The sequence below is a fragment of the Hymenobacter mellowenesis genome (genome assembly GCF_030581005.1).
Lineage (GTDB): Bacteria > Bacteroidota > Bacteroidia > Cytophagales > Hymenobacteraceae > Hymenobacter > Hymenobacter mellowenesis.
Genome location: NZ_JAUQSX010000005.1, coordinates 64,533 through 80,008, shown reverse-complemented (window position 1 = coordinate 80,008; position 15,476 = coordinate 64,533). Strand labels below are relative to the sequence as shown.

The 15,476-nt window shown below is 60.9% G+C and carries 12 protein-coding genes; 7 read left to right on the top strand and 5 right to left on the bottom strand.

Annotated elements, in window-relative coordinates; all coding sequences use genetic code 11:
- The first annotated feature begins 96 nt into the window (after positions 1-96).
- The 6 genes from Q5H92_RS10965 to Q5H92_RS10940 all read left to right on the top strand — a co-directional run bounded on the left by Q5H92_RS10965 (position 97) and on the right by Q5H92_RS10940 (position 5,874).
- On the top strand, positions 97-1,137 hold the full coding sequence (locus Q5H92_RS10965; RefSeq protein WP_305011568.1) for an FAD:protein FMN transferase: 1,041 nt from the start codon (positions 97-99) through the stop codon (positions 1,135-1,137).
- 17 nt (positions 1,138-1,154) lie between these two features.
- Positions 1,155-1,391: a DUF4266 domain-containing protein gene (locus Q5H92_RS10960; RefSeq protein ID WP_305011567.1), complete on the top strand. Its 237-nt coding sequence runs from the start codon at positions 1,155-1,157 to the stop codon at positions 1,389-1,391.
- 152 nt (positions 1,392-1,543) lie between these two features.
- Entirely contained in the window at positions 1,544-2,902 is a 1,359-nt protein-coding gene (locus tag Q5H92_RS10955) for a DUF3570 domain-containing protein (protein WP_305011566.1), read from the top strand.
- Positions 2,903-3,017: 115 nt separating this feature from the next.
- Positions 3,018-3,428 carry an EVE domain-containing protein gene (locus Q5H92_RS10950; RefSeq protein WP_305011565.1) on the top strand — a complete coding sequence of 137 codons (411 nt, stop codon included), beginning with the start codon at positions 3,018-3,020 and terminating at the stop codon, positions 3,426-3,428.
- Between the two features lie 104 nt (positions 3,429-3,532).
- Positions 3,533-5,134, top strand: coding sequence for a hypothetical protein (locus Q5H92_RS10945; protein WP_305011564.1), 1,602 nt, complete (start codon positions 3,533-3,535; stop codon positions 5,132-5,134).
- A gap of 185 nt (positions 5,135-5,319) precedes the next feature.
- A complete protein-coding gene (locus Q5H92_RS10940; protein WP_305011563.1) occupies positions 5,320-5,874 on the top strand; it encodes a DUF4252 domain-containing protein in 555 nt (184 codons plus the stop codon).
- A 151-nt stretch (positions 5,875-6,025) separates the two neighbouring features.
- On the opposite strand, the gene Q5H92_RS10935 is transcribed toward Q5H92_RS10940, so the two are convergent.
- Both Q5H92_RS10935 and Q5H92_RS10930 read right to left on the bottom strand, forming a co-directional pair.
- Positions 6,026-7,321: an aminopeptidase P N-terminal domain-containing protein gene (locus Q5H92_RS10935; protein WP_305011562.1), complete on the bottom strand. Its 1,296-nt coding sequence runs from the start codon at positions 7,319-7,321 to the stop codon at positions 6,026-6,028.
- A 137-nt stretch (positions 7,322-7,458) separates the two neighbouring features.
- Positions 7,459-7,908, bottom strand: a complete 450-nt coding sequence (locus tag Q5H92_RS10930) for a hypothetical protein (RefSeq protein WP_305011561.1) — start codon at positions 7,906-7,908, stop codon at positions 7,459-7,461.
- Between the two features lie 285 nt (positions 7,909-8,193).
- Between Q5H92_RS10930 and Q5H92_RS10925 the strand changes: the two genes are divergently transcribed.
- Entirely contained in the window at positions 8,194-8,574 is a 381-nt protein-coding gene (locus Q5H92_RS10925; RefSeq protein ID WP_305011560.1) for a hypothetical protein, read from the top strand.
- A gap of 77 nt (positions 8,575-8,651) precedes the next feature.
- Here the strand turns inward: Q5H92_RS10925 and trxA are convergent, their stop codons facing one another.
- The 3 genes from trxA to Q5H92_RS10910 form a co-directional block, all read right to left on the bottom strand.
- A complete protein-coding gene (gene trxA / locus Q5H92_RS10920; protein ID WP_305011559.1) occupies positions 8,652-8,981 on the bottom strand; it encodes a thioredoxin in 330 nt (109 codons plus the stop codon).
- A gap of 286 nt (positions 8,982-9,267) precedes the next feature.
- Positions 9,268-12,981: a DNA polymerase III subunit alpha gene (gene dnaE / locus Q5H92_RS10915; RefSeq protein WP_305011558.1), complete on the bottom strand. Its 3,714-nt coding sequence runs from the start codon at positions 12,979-12,981 to the stop codon at positions 9,268-9,270.
- A 141-nt stretch (positions 12,982-13,122) separates the two neighbouring features.
- Positions 13,123-15,456 (bottom strand): LysM peptidoglycan-binding domain-containing protein, encoded by a 2,334-nt coding sequence (locus Q5H92_RS10910; protein WP_305011557.1) that lies wholly within the window; start codon positions 15,454-15,456, stop codon positions 13,123-13,125.
- Between the last annotated feature and the right edge of the window lie 20 nt (positions 15,457-15,476).

Below are 15,476 nucleotides of genomic sequence, written 5' to 3'. Positions count from 1 at the left end.
AGACGCATAATTGCGTCTCAGTGCCTGCACCATTCACCGAATTACGTTCAACGCCGAGACGCAATTATGCGTCTCTACAGCGCCGTCCCCTTGCCAATGCCCCGCAAACTGCTGCTGATTCTGTTGCTGCTGGGGCTGCTGGGCACCTTGCCCAGCCGCGCCCAAACCGCGCCGCCGGCCCAGCGCCACACCTTCACGCGCAGCGCCCACCTCATGGGCTCGCACTTCACCTTCACGGTGGTGGCCGCCGACGACTCGGCCGGGCAGCGGGCTCTGCGCGCCGGCTTGCTCGAAGTGCGCCGCATCGACCGGCTGATGTCGTTCTGGGATTCCACGTCGGAAGTGGTGCGCGTCAACCGCATGGCCGGTGTGCGGCCGGTGGCGGTGTCGCCCGAAACGTTTGACTTAATCAGCCGCACATTGCGGCTTTCGCAGCTCAGCGACGGCGCCTTCGACATCACCTTCGCCAGCGCCGACAAGCTGTATAAGTTCGACCGGCAGGCCCACTCCGACCTGCCCGATTCGGCCACGGTGCGGGCTTCGGTGCGGCGCATCGGCTGGCAGAAAATCAAGCTGGATGCTGCCCAGCACACCGTTTTCCTGCCCGAAAAGGGCATGCGGATTAATCTGGCGGGCATTCTGCAGGGCTACGGCCTGCGCCGGGCCAAGCAGGTGCTCGACCAAATGGGCATCAAGGGCGGGCTGATGAATGGCTCGGGCGACATCTACTGCTGGGGCCGGCAGGCCGACGGCTCGCTCTGGCGCGTGGCCATCGGCGACCCCGACCACCCGCGCAGCGTGGCTGCCTGGATTGACGTGACGGACATGGCCGTGGTGACGGCCGGCAACTACGAGCAGTATTTCACGGTGGGCCCGCAGGTGTACGGGCACATCATCAACCCGCACACGGGCTACCCGTCGGTGGGCCTGCGCTCGGTCACCATTCTGTGCCCCGATGTGGAATTGGCCGATGGCTTGGACGAAGTCGTCTTTGTGAAAGGCCCAACCGCCGGTTTGGCGTTCATCAACGGCTTGAAAAACGTGGATTGCACGTTGATAACTGACAACAACGAAACGCTTGTTTCGAAGGGCATGAAACTGAATTATTACCACGGCGCGGCCACCACTCAGCCCTGATTTTCCGTACTCGTCACATGAAGAAAAACCTCTCTCAATCGCGGCTGATACTGGCGCTGCTCTTGTTGCCGCTGGGGGCATTGCTGCCCAGTTGTGTATCGGTAGCGGCTTATCAGAAAGTCTACCTCAATGACGAGGACATGAAGTTGGCCAGCAAAACCGTGGAAACGCCCGAAACTAATTTCGAGAGCTACCGCGAAGGAGCTGGCGGCGCCAATGGCGGCAAAGTAGGCGGCGGTTGCGGGTGCAACTAGGGGGTTAGTGGTTGATGATTAAGAAAGAACGTCATGCAGAGCGCAGCGAAGCATCTTGCTCGCATTAAGTAATTCAATTGGTAAAAAGGATTAGTGGTAGCGGGCAAGATGCTTCGCTGCGCTCTGCATGACGTTTTAGAATTCCTGTTATTGTGAAAAAACTACTCCTCCCTTTTCTCGCCCTCACCGCCCTGGCTACCCCGGCCCTGGCCCAGACCGGGACCACTCAGAACCCCAATCGCATCGACGGGTACGGGGCGCCGGTGAGTCCGTCGGTGCCCACGAGCCGGGCGGCTGAGGAAACCACCATCGACATCATCGGCGGCTACTACCAGCAGAGCGGCAGCCACGGCGCCGTGGAAGGCGGCCGCGGCACTCAGCAGCTCACCGACGTGCCACCCGCCATCATCGTGAACGTGCCGCTCGACACCGTGAGCCGCCTCACGGCCAACGTGGGCGCCGACTTCTACGCCTCGGCCTCGACCGACCGGATTGACTTTGCGCTGAGCACGCCCTCGGCCCACGACGTGCGCTACCACGGCGACTTCGGCTACAGCCGCGAGCACAAGTACAGCGGCACCATCTGGGGCGTGGGCGCGGGCGTATCGAAAGAATACGACTACTCATCCTTCAACGTAGCTGGCTCGTTTGCCAAAACTTCGAAGGACGGCAACCGCCAGCTCAGCCTGGCCGGGCAGGTGTTCATCGACCAAGTGACGCTGATTATGCCTATTGAGCTACGCACCGGCTACAGCGGCAACCTCACCGGCAAGGGCAACTACGGCACCGACAAGCGCCAGACGTACAACCTCACCGCCACTTACTCGCAGGTGCTCACCAAGCGGCTGCAGGCGGCCGTCAGCACTGAGCTGGTGTCGCAGAACGGGCTGCTGAGCACGCCGTTTCATCGGGTGTACTTTCGCGATAACACCGTGGCCAACCCGGAGCCCACGCCCAGCAGCGAGTTTTCGCCCCGCTTCGCCACGGCGGCCCGCGTGGAGAACCTTCCCCGCGCCCGCTTCAAGTACCCCGTGAGCTTGCGCCTGAATTTCTACGCCACCGACCTGGTACAGGTGCGCGGTTTCTACCGTTTTTACAACGACAATTTTGGTATTCGCGCCCACACGCTGGAGGTAGAATTGCCGGTGAAGGTGACGCAGTTTTTTGCGCTGTACCCCTTTTACCGCTACCATACCCAGACGGCGGCCAGCTACTTCGCGCCCTTCGCCCAGCATTCCATCGCCGATACCTATTACACGTCGGATTACGACCTGGCGGCCTTCTCGGCCAATAAAATCGGCCTCGGCCTGCGCTATTCGCCGGTCTACGGCATCACGCGCTTCCGCGTGCCGGGGCAGGACGGCCAGGGCCGGCCGCGCGTGATGCGCCTCAAGTCGCTGGATTTGCGCTACGCCAACTACCAGCAAACCGGCTCCAGCATCTACGCGGCCACCGACCGCGCCGATTTGAAAGCCAATATCATCAGCTTCGATTTGGGCTTCGCGCTCTGAGTTAGCGGGTTATTGGGTTGGTGGAGTGGTGGATTAATGGGTTTGCTGGTCGGCGTATGCAAATTGCGCGGGCAACGCATCAATCCACCACTTCACTCATCCACCAACCCACCACTTGAGACACTGGCTCGTTAAATCGGAACCCGATAAATATTCCTGGGACACCTTCACGGCCGAAGATGGCACGGCCTGGACCGGCGTGCGCAACTACCAGGCCCGCAACAACCTGAACCTCATGCAGCCCGGCGACCTCGTGCTCTACTACCACAGCGTGAGCGAGAAGGCCGTGGTGGGCATTGCCGAAGTGGCTGCCCTGGCCGCCCCCGATGCCACCGCCGAGGCCGGCTCGCCCTGGGTGGCCGTGCACCTGCGCCCCGTGCAGCGCCTGCCGCAGCCCGTGAGCTTGGCCCAAATCAAAGCCGATGCCCGGCTGAGCGAGCTGGCTCTGCTGCGCCAGTCGCGCCTGTCGGTGCTGCCCGTGCGCCCCGAAGAATTTGACGCCGTGCTGGCGTTGGGAGCGAAATAAAATGGCCTAACCGGGCACGAAACCGGCGCGTTCGCGCTTAACTTTAGCGAAGCAGCCGCTCGGTGGAGTAGGTATTTCCAACGGCTACTTTAGGGCATACGGGCATGAAAATCCGCTACTTTCTTCTGCTACTCTGGGCCTGGGCGGGCACCGGCACGCCCGGCGCGCTCGGCCAGAAACGGGGCCAGCTGGCGGCCATTCCGGCGCCTGGCGCGCCCGTGCAAACCGCCCGCACCGAACTGCCCCTCGAACCCTCCGATAGCGAAGTGCACGTGCAGGCCCTGCCCGCCGACAGCACGGTGGTCATCCTGCTGGGCCGCGACCGGCCGCTGTCGAGCAAGTCCACGTTCACCTTTCAGCAGTACGACAGCAACCTGCACCTGCGGCAGGAAACCCCGTTGGAAGTGCCCGAGGAATTCGATTTCACCCGCATGTGCGCCGAGGGCAGCACGGTGTACGCCCTGTTTTCGTCGCACAGCAACCCCGGGCGCCTGTGGGCGGCGGCCTATAATGGCCACCTGGCGCAGGTGCGCACCCAGCAGTTCGAAACCAAGCTGAGCCGCGAAGTGGTGGAGCTGAAGGCGCTCGACAGCCGCCTGTTTGCCACGGTTCTGCTCAACGACCAGCTGCACGTCACGGCGCTGCTGCTGGACTTGGCCACCGGCCAGATGCAGTATCTGCCTTCGGTGTACGAGCCGCTGCCCACGCAGCTCACCTTCGTGGCCGATGCCGCCACCCGCCGCGCCGAATACGTGCTGAGCCAGACCAACGGCCGCAAAACCCGCCTACTGCTCAAGCAGCTCACCGAAAAAGGCCAGCTCGTGAAGTCCGAGTTTGTGCAGGCCGAGAGCGAGCGCAGCCTCATTACGGCCCAGGTAACGCCTCCGCAGGACACCACCGCCCGCCTGCTCATGGGCACCTACGCCCTGCGCGGCCTCGATTATGCCCAGGGCCTGTTTGCCACCGACCTGGGCACCGTGCCCACCGCGGGCACCAAGCAGCCGCTGCGGTTCTACGATTTTCTGCACCTGAAGCATTTTTTCGACTATCTCAAGCCCTCGCGCCAGGCCCGGCTGCGCAAGCGCATGGCCCGCCGTCTGGCCCACTCCGCGCCGCCTATGCGCTGGCACTACCGCCTGCTGCTGCACGAGCTGCTGCCCCAGCCCGACGGCGGCTACGTGCTGGTGGCCGAGGCTTACGTGCCCCACTACCGCTACAACAGCTACGGCAGCTACACGGGCCCGATGAACAACCTGGGCAACCAGTTCGGCACCTCGCCCTACGCCAGCTCCCGCGTGTTCGACGGCTACCAGACCACCCACGCCGTGGTGTGCGGCTTCGACCGCACCGGGGCCCTTATTTGGGACAACACCTTCGTGGTGGAAAACCTGCGCCGCGTCGAGCTTGAAGAAGCCGTGCGCCTGCAAACCCTCCCCGACGGCCGCCTCGTGCTGGCCTACCTCGATGAAGAAAAGCTGCACTATAAGCTGGTGCGGCGCGGCGAAGACGCTCCCAACGACCAGCAGGTGGTCATCCGCACCGGCAGCGGCCCCACCGAAACCGCTCCCGAGCGTGTGACCGACACCTCGCAGGCCGACCTGCTGCCGTGGTTCGGCAGCCGCTTTGTGGCCACCGGCTACCAGCGCGTGAAGGTGGAGCGAGGCCCCGACCGGCAGGTGTTTTTCCTGAATTCGGTGGTTTTTTAGACGAACATTCCGACGATTAAACGGTCCTGCTGAACGCAGTTGAAGCATCTCTACCGCAGCAGTAATCAGATTTACTTGCATGGTAGAGATGCTTCAACTGCGTTCAGCAGGACCGTTTTTATTGCCCACTTTAGCGTTGGTTTCCGTATTAGCCGAAAATTCTTCATTCACCCCAACGCTCCTGTATGCTTGCCAGATTCCGCCTTCCCGTCCTTTTCCTCATCTTGCTGCTGGCTGGCTGCCGCGCCGGCGGCCCTGGCTCACCGGCTACCACGGTAGCTTCGTTCTTCTCAAAATACGAAAACCGCGAAGGCTTTAAGGCCACCGAATGGTCGGCCGACTTGCTCCAGCGCCTCGCCCTCGTGAAAGCCGCCAAGCTCCTCGGCGGCTCCGACCTCACCAACGGCATCACCGGCATCCGCTCGGCGCGTGTCATCAGCTTCACGCCCACCACTTCCTCGGCCCGCGAGCTGGCCGCCCAGGGCCTGCGCGCCGAAGCCGCCGGCATCCTGCAAAACAACAAGTACGACCCACTTTCCACGGCTGGCTTCGGGGGCAGCAACTACGCCATTTCCACCCGCGGCTCGGGCAACAGCGTGTCGGAGTTCGCCGCCCTCGGCACCCTGCCGGATGTGGCCGATTCCTTCGTGCTGGTGTCGGTGCAGGGCAATTTCACCCGCTCGCAGGTTGAGGCGCTGGGCAAATATCTGCCGCAGCTGGTGCAGGCCACGGCGAAGTAGTTTGTAGCCAATTGGTTGAAAGCTTGCCAAAAAAGAACGTCATGCTGAGCGCAGTCGAAGCATCTCTACAGCAGTAGTAATTATTTACTTGCGCGGTAGAGATGCTTCGACTGCGCTCAGCATGACGTTCTCCTTTTTCCCAGCTTCGGTGCTACCGCCCCGCTGCCATCAAATCCTCAATGGTATCGGCCTGCAGCGGAATATCGGCCATCAAATCCTCGTTGCCGCCGGGTGTGATGAGGATGTCATTCTCCAGCCGGATGCCCAGCCCTTCGGCCGGAATGTAGATGCCCGGCTCGATGGTGTACACCATGCCCGGCTCGAAAACACGGTATTTGTAGCCTACGTCGTGCACGTCGAGGCCCAGGTAGTGGCTGGTGCCGTGCATGAAATACTTCTTGTAGAGCGGCGCGGCGGGGTCCTGGTTTTTCACGTCTGAGGCATTCAGCAGGTCGAGCTTGATGAGTTCCTGCTCCATGCACTCGCCCACCAGCCGGTGGTATTCCTCAATTTCGGTGCCGGCCACGAGGCGCGTTTTGGCGAAGGCCATCACGGCCAGCACCGAGTCATACACCTGCCGCTGGCGCAGCGTGAACTTGCCATTGACCGGAATACTGCGCGAAAGGTCGGCCGCGTAGTTGGCGTATTCGGCCCCGAAGTCGAGCAGAATCACGTCGCCGTCCTGGCACTGGTTGTCGTTGGTGGTGTAGTGCAGCACGTTGGCGTTTTTGCCGCTGGCCACAATGCTGCCGTAGGCCGGCCCGCGGCTGCGGTTGCGCATGAACTCGTGCACGATTTCGGCCTCAATCTCGAACTCCCACACGCCCGGCTTCACGAAGCCCAGCAGCCGCCGAAACGCCTTGCCCGTGATGTCGCAGGCCTGCCGCATCACCCGGATTTCTTCGGGGCTCTTGATGGCGCGCAGCTGGTGCAGCAACCGCGACGCCCGGCGGTAATTGTGCAGCGGGTACTGGCTTTGTAGCATCTTCACGAAGCGGGCGTCGCGCGTTTCCACCTCCACCACGGCCCGGATGTGCTCATTCGAGTTCAAATACACGTTTTCGGCCTCGTTCATCAGCGCGGGCAGCACCGATTTGAAGCTATCGAGCCACATAATGGTTTTGATACCTGAGTTTTCACGTGCCTCATCTTTGGTCAGCTTATAGCCTTCCCAGATGAGAATGTGCTCGGAGGTTTCCTTCAAAAACAGAATTTCGCGGTGCTGCGGCAGGCGCGCATCCGGGAAAATGACGAGGATGCTTTCCTCCTGGTCTACCCCGCTCAGATAGAACAGGTCGTTGTTCTGGCGGAAGGCCATGGTGCCGTCGGCATTGGTCGGCATCACGTCGTTGCTCTGGAAAATAGCCAGCGAAGCCGGCGGCAGTAGCTCGCGGAAACGGCGGCGGTTTTCAACAAAAAGCTCGGGGGCAAGCGGGGCGTAGCGCATGGGCAAGGTGTAGTTGGGAATGGGAGCCGCAAGTTAGGTCGGCCGCCGTTGCAGTGTGCCCGCGCCGCCGCACCAATAAACAAAAAAGCCTTTGCCGCAGCGGCAAAGGCTTTTTTGAAATTCAAGTCGCGCCAACCTTACATCTTCATTTTGGTGGATTTCACCGTCGTTTTGTTGGTTTTGTAGCGCATGTCGGGCGTGCCGTCGGCTTTCAGCGGGCCAGTAGTTTTGGTCATTTTGTTTTCCTTGTAGCGCATGTCGGCGGTACCGTCGGCCTTCACGCGGGTGCTGCTCGACGTAGAGGATGATTTGGTCGTGCCCGAGGGCGTGGTCATGGTGCTCGACTTGCTCATCGAACCCGAGCTCTTGGTCATCGTGCTCGATTTGGCCATGCCCGCCGGGTTCTGCATGGTGCTCGACTTCACCGTAGTTTTCGTGCCCGGCTGGGTCGTTTTGGTGGTCATGGTCGACGAGCTGCTGCTCATCTTGGTCGAGGCCGGAGCGGGCGTGGTGGCGGGCGTCTGGGCCAGAGCGGCCGTGCCACCCAACAAGCTCAGAGAAACGAGAAAACCGAGAATGCGCTTCATGGTGAAATAGTAAAAAAGAGTGAGAGATAAGCCTGCTACGCGGCATCGCCCGGCATAGTTGAGGTCAAGTACGCCGGCCTCGACTGTGTGCGCCAGTCATACGGCAGACGAACATATGCAACGTGTCAAACGGCTCTGCCATTGCACATATTAATGAAACACCCCATCCCTATTGTATTTTTTTAACATAATCAGATTTTATATTACTTTATTTTGGAGATATATCATTCGCTATTACTTTAGTGTCAATCTGAACTCATCCTCACATCTCACACGCCCTCACCCATGAAAAAAAACCTCTACTCCTTCGTCCTCGCGGCGCTCCTGATTTTTGCACACAGCGCCGTTCAAGCATCCGCCGGCTACTTGCCCACGCCCGACAGCCCAAATGAGCAGCGCAAGGCGGCCACAGCTGAACGTAGGGCCGCCGCCCGCGAGAAAATGGCCGCAGCCAAGCAGGTTTCCAAAATGAAAAAGCTGTCGGTGAAATCGCACCGCTTCACCGCCAAGCTCGAGCGGATGATGCTGGTGGTGCTGGGCTTGGAAGAAGGCAAATCGGTGACTTCACCCCGCCAGCTCCGCCGCCAGCTCCACGGCCACCAGAAGCAACTGAAAAAGCACGCCAAGTTCCAGTCGCGCATCCGCCGCGGCAATACTCACGACTAAGAATTTGTTTCCAAGGGCCAACAAAAAAGCCCCTTGCCGGACCGGCAAGGGGCTTTTTGTATAGCTAGTGGCGGCAATTAAGCCGTAACCTGAGCTTCGAGTTTCTGGGCGAGTACGTGCTTGGGCACGGCGCCTACTTGCTTATCAACGATTTGGCCGTTTTTGAAGACCAGCAGCGTGGGAATGCTGCGGATGCCGAACTTCATCGAAGTCTGAGGGTTGGCGTCCACGTCCACCTTGCCTACCACGACTTTGCCTTCGTACTCGCCGGCCAGCTCTTCCACTACAGGGCCCACCATGCGGCAGGGGCCGCACCATTCGGCCCAGAAGTCAACCAGTACAGGTTTGTCGCCGGCGATGATTTCTTCAAAGTTGGCGTCGGTTATTTCAATTGCTTTGTGTCCCATTTCAATTTGGGTTGGGGTTTAAAGAATAGTCTGGCGTATACGGCCAACAGGGTCGCAAGGTAGCAGATTGGATGGTTAACATGGTGCACTGTGGAAAGTTCAGCGCTGTGATTTTGGCTCGGTGAATGACCGGTTTTCCTATCTGAAATATTAGAACGTCATGCTGAGCGCAGTCGAAGCATCTCTACCGCTTCGTTGCTATCAATTTTGATTACTTCCACAAGCGAGATGCTTTGGCTGCGCTCAGCATGACGTTCTTTTTACTTTCCTGCGCTCCTCCTCGCTCCTAAATCAGCGTACAAACCTCCATATCCAACTCCTTCATCTTCTCAATGAAGGCCTTGGGCTCAATCTGGAAACGGCGCGAGAACATGTCCACCGCCAAATGCTCGTGCGGCTCCACGAACTGGATTTCCAGACGCTTGCCGCCGGGCGCGTGCTCGATGGCTTCTTCGAGGCGGTCGAGCATGGGCGCGGTCACGGTGCGCAGGTCGAGGCGCACGCGGACGCCTTTGCTGCGCTTCTCGGCCACGTCGGCCAGCGGCTCCATGGTGAGAATGCGCAGGTCCCACTGGTCCTGAGTGTGGCGACGCAGTTCCTGTTTCAGGCGCACGTACATGGGCGGCACCTGCTCGTTGGGGTAGTTGCGCGGGTTGATGAGGGGCGCGAACTTGGTGTAGTCGTCGCGGAACAGAGCCGGGTTGATGCTCGTCTCGTAGTCCTCCAAAGTGAAGGTGCAGAAGGGTTGGCCTGTTTTCGTGGTCTTGAACAAAACATTGGTAATGAGGCCGGCCACGGCCATTTCCTTGTTCTTGATTTCGTCAACCTTCTCCAGCCCGCAGGTGCAGTATGCGTCCAGCTCCAGCTTGTAGCTGTCGAGCGGGTGGCCCGAAAGGTAGAAGCCCACCACTTCCTTTTCGCGGCGCAACTGCTCGGTTTTGCTCCACGGCTCCATCTCGTGGATTTTAGGCATGGGCGCGGCCACCGCCCCGAAAGCGCCTGCGCCAAACAGGCTGTGCTGGGCCGATTCCTTGGCAGCGGCGTGCTGCTGGCCCACCCGCATGGCCTTTTCAATCAGGTTCTGGTCGCCGGTGGGCGCATCCAGATACAGCCGGCGGTGCTTGCCGAAGCCGTCGAAGGCGCCGGCCTGGGCCAGGCTTTCGAAGGTTTTCTTGTTCACGGTGCGCAGGTTCACGCGTTTGGCGAAGTCGAAAACGTCGGAGTAGGCGCCGGTTTTTTCGCGCTCCTGCACCATGCTTTCCACCGCGAGTTCGCCCGCGCCCTTCACCGCGCCCATGCCAAAACGGATGGCCCCTTCCTGGTTCACGTTGAATTTCAGGAGGCTTTCGTTCACGTCGGGCCCGAGCACGGGCACGCCCTGCTTGCGGGCTTCTTCGATGAAGAAAGTCACCTTCTTGATATCGCCCATGTTGTTGGTGAGCACGGCGGCCATGTACTCGGCCGGGTAGTTAGCCTTCAGATAACCAGTCTGATATGCCACCACCGAGTAAGCGGCCGAGTGCGAGCGGTTGAAGCCGTATTCCGCGAATTTCTCCATCACGTCGAACACCTCGTTGGCCTTTTTCGCCGGAATGCCGTGGATGGTTTTGGCGCCTTCGATGAACTTCTCCCGCTCCAGGGCCATCTTTTTCATGTCCTTTTTGCCCATGGCGCGGCGCAGCAAGTCGGCGCCGCCGAGCGAGTAGCCGGCCAGAATCTGGGCCGTCTGCATGATTTGCTCCTGGTACACCATGATGCCCTGGCTGTATTCCAGGATGGGTTTCAGCAGCTCATGCGGATACTCCACTTCCTCGCGGCCGTGCTTGCGGTTAATGAAGTTCGGGATAAACTGCATCGGGCCCGGGCGGTAGAGGGCGTTCATCGCAATCAGGTCCTCGATGTTAGTCGGCTTCAAGTCCTTGAGGTACTGCCGCATACCCTCAGATTCAAACTGGAACGTGCCGATGGTATCACCGCGCTGGTAGAGCGCGTAGGTCTTCTCGTCGTCGAGCGGGATATTGTCGATGTCGATTTTCACGCCGTGGTTGCGCTCAATCAGGTTCATGGCATCCACGATGACCGTCAGGGTTTTAAGACCCAGAAAGTCCATCTTCAGCATCCCTGCCGATTCAATCACCTTGCCGTCGAACTGCGTGATGAGCAGGTCCGAGTCCTTAGAGGTTGAAACCGGGATGTACTTCGTGATGTCGTCGGGCGCGATGATGACACCGGCCGCGTGGATGCCGGTATTGCGCACCGAACCTTCGAGCTGCGTGGCGAGGCGCAGAATCTGGCCCTTGAGATTTTCGGGGCTTTCATCGCGCCGAATCATATCCAGCTCCTGGTTTTCGGCGAAGGCGCCGGCCAGGGTGGTGCCCGGCTTTTCGGGCACCATCTTGGTGAGGTCGTTGGTCTGCGGCAGGGGCAGCTCCATGGCGCGGGCCACGTCCTTGATGCTGGACTTGGCGGCCATGGTACCGAAAGTGATAATCTGGGCCACTTGCGTCTTGCCGTACTTATTCACCACGTAGTCAATAACTTTCTGACGGTTTACGTCGTCAAAGTCAATGTCGATATCGGGCATCGACACCCGCTCAGGGTTCAGGAAACGCTCAAACAGCAGCGAGTACTTGATGGGGTCGATGTTGGTGATGCCCACGCAGTAGGCTACGGCCGAGCCGGCGGCCGAGCCCCGACCTGGGCCCACGGCCACGCCGATGTTGCGGCCGTGGTTGATGAAGTCCTGGGTGATGAGGAAGTAGCCCGCGAAGCCCATCGTCTGGATGATGCGCAGCTCGTAATCAAGGCGTTCCTCCACCTCGGGAGTGCGCTCGGAGTAGCGCGGCGGCTTGCTCATCGTCACAACGCCCTGGCCGGCGCTGGGGCCGAAGGCGCCCACGTAGGTCAGCTCGCGCAGGAATTCGTCGGCGTTAGCGAAGGGCGCGGGGATGGGGAAGTTGGGCAACAGAATGTCGCGCGCCAGCTTCGGGGGCGTGATTTTGTCGACAATCTCGTTGGTGTTGTCCACGCTCTCGGGCACGTCAGCGAACAGCTCGTTCATCTGCGCCTGCGACTTGAAAAAGAACTGGTCGTTGGCAAAGCCGAAGCGGGTGTGCGGCTTGGGCTTCTGCAGCTCCTCGTCGATGCGGCGGAGCTGGCGCTGGGCGTTTTCGTCGCGGCTGTGGTCGCGGCGCAGGTTGTCGAGCAGGTCGTATTTCACCTCGCCCTTGCCCGTCATCAGGGTGTAGTAGTTGGTGCGAATGTCACCGACCGGGATGCTGTGCTCCTCGCCGGTGTTCACGCACAGCAGCAGGTCATGGGCGGCGTAGTCGGTTTGGTCGACGTAGTGCGAGTCGTTGGTGCAGATGACTTTGACGTTGTACTTGCGCGCAAAGCCCAGCAGAATCTGGTTCACGTCCTCCTGGCTTTTGCCGGTACCGTCGAAATTCATCAGGCCGTGGCGCTGGATTTCGATGTAGTAGTCGTCGCCGAACAAGTCAATCCACCACTTCAGCTTTTCCTCGGCCTCGGCCTCCGTGCCAAAGAGAATGGTTTGTGGAATCTCGGCACCGATGCAACACGAGGTGGCAATCAGGCCCTCGTGGTACTTCACCAAAAGCTCCTTGTCGATACGCGGAAACTTGGAGTACACGCCCTCAATGAAGCTCATCGAGCAGAGCTTGCTTAGGTTGTGGTAGCCGGCCTGGTCCTTGGCCAGTAGCAGCTGGTGATGACGGGTGTCGCGCTCGCCCTTTTCACGGCTGAAGGCCTTTTTGTGGCGGTCCTCCACCAGGTAGAACTCGCAGCCCACGATGGGCTTCACGTTGTACTTGTTGGCTTCGGCCACGAAGTTAAACGCGCCGAACATGTTGCCGTGGTCGGTGAGGGCCACGGCGGGCATGCCGTCCTTCTGGGCCTTCTTCATCAGGGCCGAAATGCTGGCCTGGCCGTCGAGCAGCGAATATTGGGTGTGGCTGTGAAGGTGCGAGAACGTGGGCATGGAAAGGCAGTTAACAATCATCAATAAGCAGTGAGCAATTGATGACCGGGCGAAACGGTTTTAGTAAAGATACCCCCGGCGGGGGAGCTTTGCCAAACGCCGTTTGCCTGCTGCCTGATTCCCTGAGCGCTGCGTTTTTGCTTACTTAGCTGGGGCCGACACGCGCAGCACCTCCCCTATTTTCACGGTATCATTCGGCTTGTTATTCCAGGCCTGCAGGTCGGCGGCTTTCACCTGATACGTGCGGGCAATGCTGAATAACGTTTCGCCCTTCACCACGGTGTGCAGGGTGGACGGGGCCGGTGCGACTGTTGCTGGAGCGACTGCAGGGGCGGCCTTTTTAGGCACATATAGTGTGGCGGGATTGATTTTGCCCGGCTGCTGAGTAGCTCGTACCGGCGTTTGGGCGGGTACCGTAGCGGGTGTCTGAGCCACTTTTGCCGCTGGTGCGACTTTGGCAACCGGGGCAGCTTTGGCGACTGGTGCAGCGGCAACCGGTGCGGTTTCCGCGGCTTTCAACGTCAGCACTTGCCCTATAGTCAAGCCATACGGCGCTTCCAACTGATTGATGGCAATGAGTGTAGCGGGCGAAATGCCGTAGAGCCGGCTGACGGAATACACTGTTTCCTTGGCCTCTACCCGGTGGGTGGCATTGCTGGGAATGGCTTTGGGCGCGGCCATCGTAGCTCGGGGTGCCACAGCCGGTGTAACTGTCGGCACGGGAGCAGCGGCCGGTCGCGCCGCCACGACCGCCGGGTACGTGGCCACAGGCGCGGGCACTTTGGCTGGAGCCGGCCGGGGGGCTGGATCAGGGCTGAATACCACATCGGCTGGCATCGTCGCGGTGGCTACGGCCGCTGAATCGGGCTCATCGGCCAGCGGCGCGGGTGCCGGTGCGGCAGCGGGCGGCGGCAGGTAGGTGACTTTGGCCGCCGATGGCCGCACGGGCGCCGGCAGCGGGCGCACGGGCGCAGGCAACGGCGTCGGCCGGGGCGACGTGGGTACGGCTGCTACCGGCTCGGGCGCCGCAGCCGGCGAATTAGCCGCCGTAGCCGCTGCCGTGGCCAGGGTTTCGCCCCAGCCGTCGGCATCATTGGCCACCACGCGCTTTGATTTGGTTTTGCCATCCTCGCTTTTCACCTTGATTTTCACCTTCACCTGGCCGCTTTCGGTGGCCGTACGCCGGGGCAGGGTCACAGCCTCATTGGCCGTACTGACCAAGGCATCAGTTTCCCGTTCGGCGGCGGTGGGGGGCGCGCTGGGGCGCTCCAAGGCCACGCTCTCGTTCAGCATGCGGTACTCGATGGCGGTTTCGCGCGGGCGGGTGTGCTGCAGCCAGAGCACGCGGCCGGGGCGCAACTCCTCGTTGCGGGCCATGCGGTTTTTATTGAACACGGCTTTCTGGCGCACGCCATACTTCTGAGCTACGTCAAAAATCGACTCACCGGGCTGCAGCACGTGGTACTCCACGGCGGCGGCGTCGCGCTTGTTTTGCAGATAATACGGCCGGCCGGCTACGGCCACATCGAAGGCTTTCAGTTCGTTATGTTTCAGAAACTCGCCCAAGCGCTGGTGGCCGCGCCGGGCCAGGTCGGCGGTGGTTTCGCCGGGCAGGGCGATGAGGGCGCGCAGCTTGTTGATGCGGACCTCGGCGGTGTTGCCGGCCACGGCGGGCATGTTCAGCAGTTGGCCGTTGCTTTGCAGGCGCTGGTTGGCTGCGATGCCAGCGGCCTGGGTTACGTCGCCCACGGGCACGATGAGCGAATAGGGCCGGTCGGCGGGCACGGCGGCGGCCAGTAGCCAGTAGTTGTGGGCGGCCAGGGCGGCGGGGTCTACATGCAGGGTAATGGCCTGGTCCTGAAGTGACTGGCCAGCCGTGGCTGGAAACTCCTGCAGGCGCAAGGGCGGCGTGGGGTTCAGGCCGCAGGCCGGCTCAAAAGCCACCTTGTGGGCCAGAAACATCAGCACGTAGGGCGAAGTGGCTTCGGTGACGGCCATTTCGGTGGCATCAAAATCGGAAGGCAACGTGTAGGGCTGCACGCCATTCGGGCCGGTGTAGTAGCTCAGCAGGGCATTGAGCCAGTTGTGCAACGCGTTGTTGTTGCGGGTGAGGTAGCGGGCGGCGGCGCGGGTGCTGGCGGCCAGATGCTGGCGCTCGTCCACGGCGTCGTTCACGGTCAGGCCCAGGCCGATGGCGGTGGGCTGCTTGAGCTGCCAATAGCCCACGGCCTCGTGGTTGCTGCGAGCGTTGCCTTGCAGGGCGCTTTCCTGCAGGGCCAGGTAGCGGAAATCGAGCGGCACGCCTTCCTCGCGGAGCACGCGGTCGATGATGGGAAACGAGGCATCAGCCAAGTCGACGCGGGCCTGGAACGAGGGCTGGTGGCGGCTCAGCCCATCTGCTTTTTGCTGAATCAGGCGCTGAGCTTCGGCATTCAGTACCAAGTGCAGGCCGGCCACATCCATTGCAGCGGGCACTATAGGGTGAATTGGCAGGG

What these genes read in the sequence shown, in the direction of transcription:
- Q5H92_RS10945 (WP_305011564.1), top strand. Translation starts at nt 3,533, where the DNA reads ATGAAAATCCGCTACTTTCTTCTGCTACTCTGGGCCTGGGCGGGCACC.
- dnaE (WP_305011558.1), bottom strand. Translation starts at nt 12,981, where the DNA reads ATGCCCACGTTCTCGCACCTTCACAGCCACACCCAATATTCGCTGCTC.
- Q5H92_RS10935 (WP_305011562.1), bottom strand. Translation starts at nt 7,321, where the DNA reads ATGCGCTACGCCCCGCTTGCCCCCGAGCTTTTTGTTGAAAACCGCCGC.
- Q5H92_RS10965 (WP_305011568.1), top strand. Translation starts at nt 97, where the DNA reads ATGCCCCGCAAACTGCTGCTGATTCTGTTGCTGCTGGGGCTGCTGGGC.
- trxA (WP_305011559.1), bottom strand. Translation starts at nt 8,981, where the DNA reads ATGGGACACAAAGCAATTGAAATAACCGACGCCAACTTTGAAGAAATC.
- Q5H92_RS10930 (WP_305011561.1), bottom strand. Translation starts at nt 7,908, where the DNA reads ATGAAGCGCATTCTCGGTTTTCTCGTTTCTCTGAGCTTGTTGGGTGGC.
- Q5H92_RS10925 (WP_305011560.1), top strand. Translation starts at nt 8,194, where the DNA reads ATGAAAAAAAACCTCTACTCCTTCGTCCTCGCGGCGCTCCTGATTTTT.
- Q5H92_RS10960 (WP_305011567.1), top strand. Translation starts at nt 1,155, where the DNA reads ATGAAGAAAAACCTCTCTCAATCGCGGCTGATACTGGCGCTGCTCTTG.
- Q5H92_RS10940 (WP_305011563.1), top strand. Translation starts at nt 5,320, where the DNA reads ATGCTTGCCAGATTCCGCCTTCCCGTCCTTTTCCTCATCTTGCTGCTG.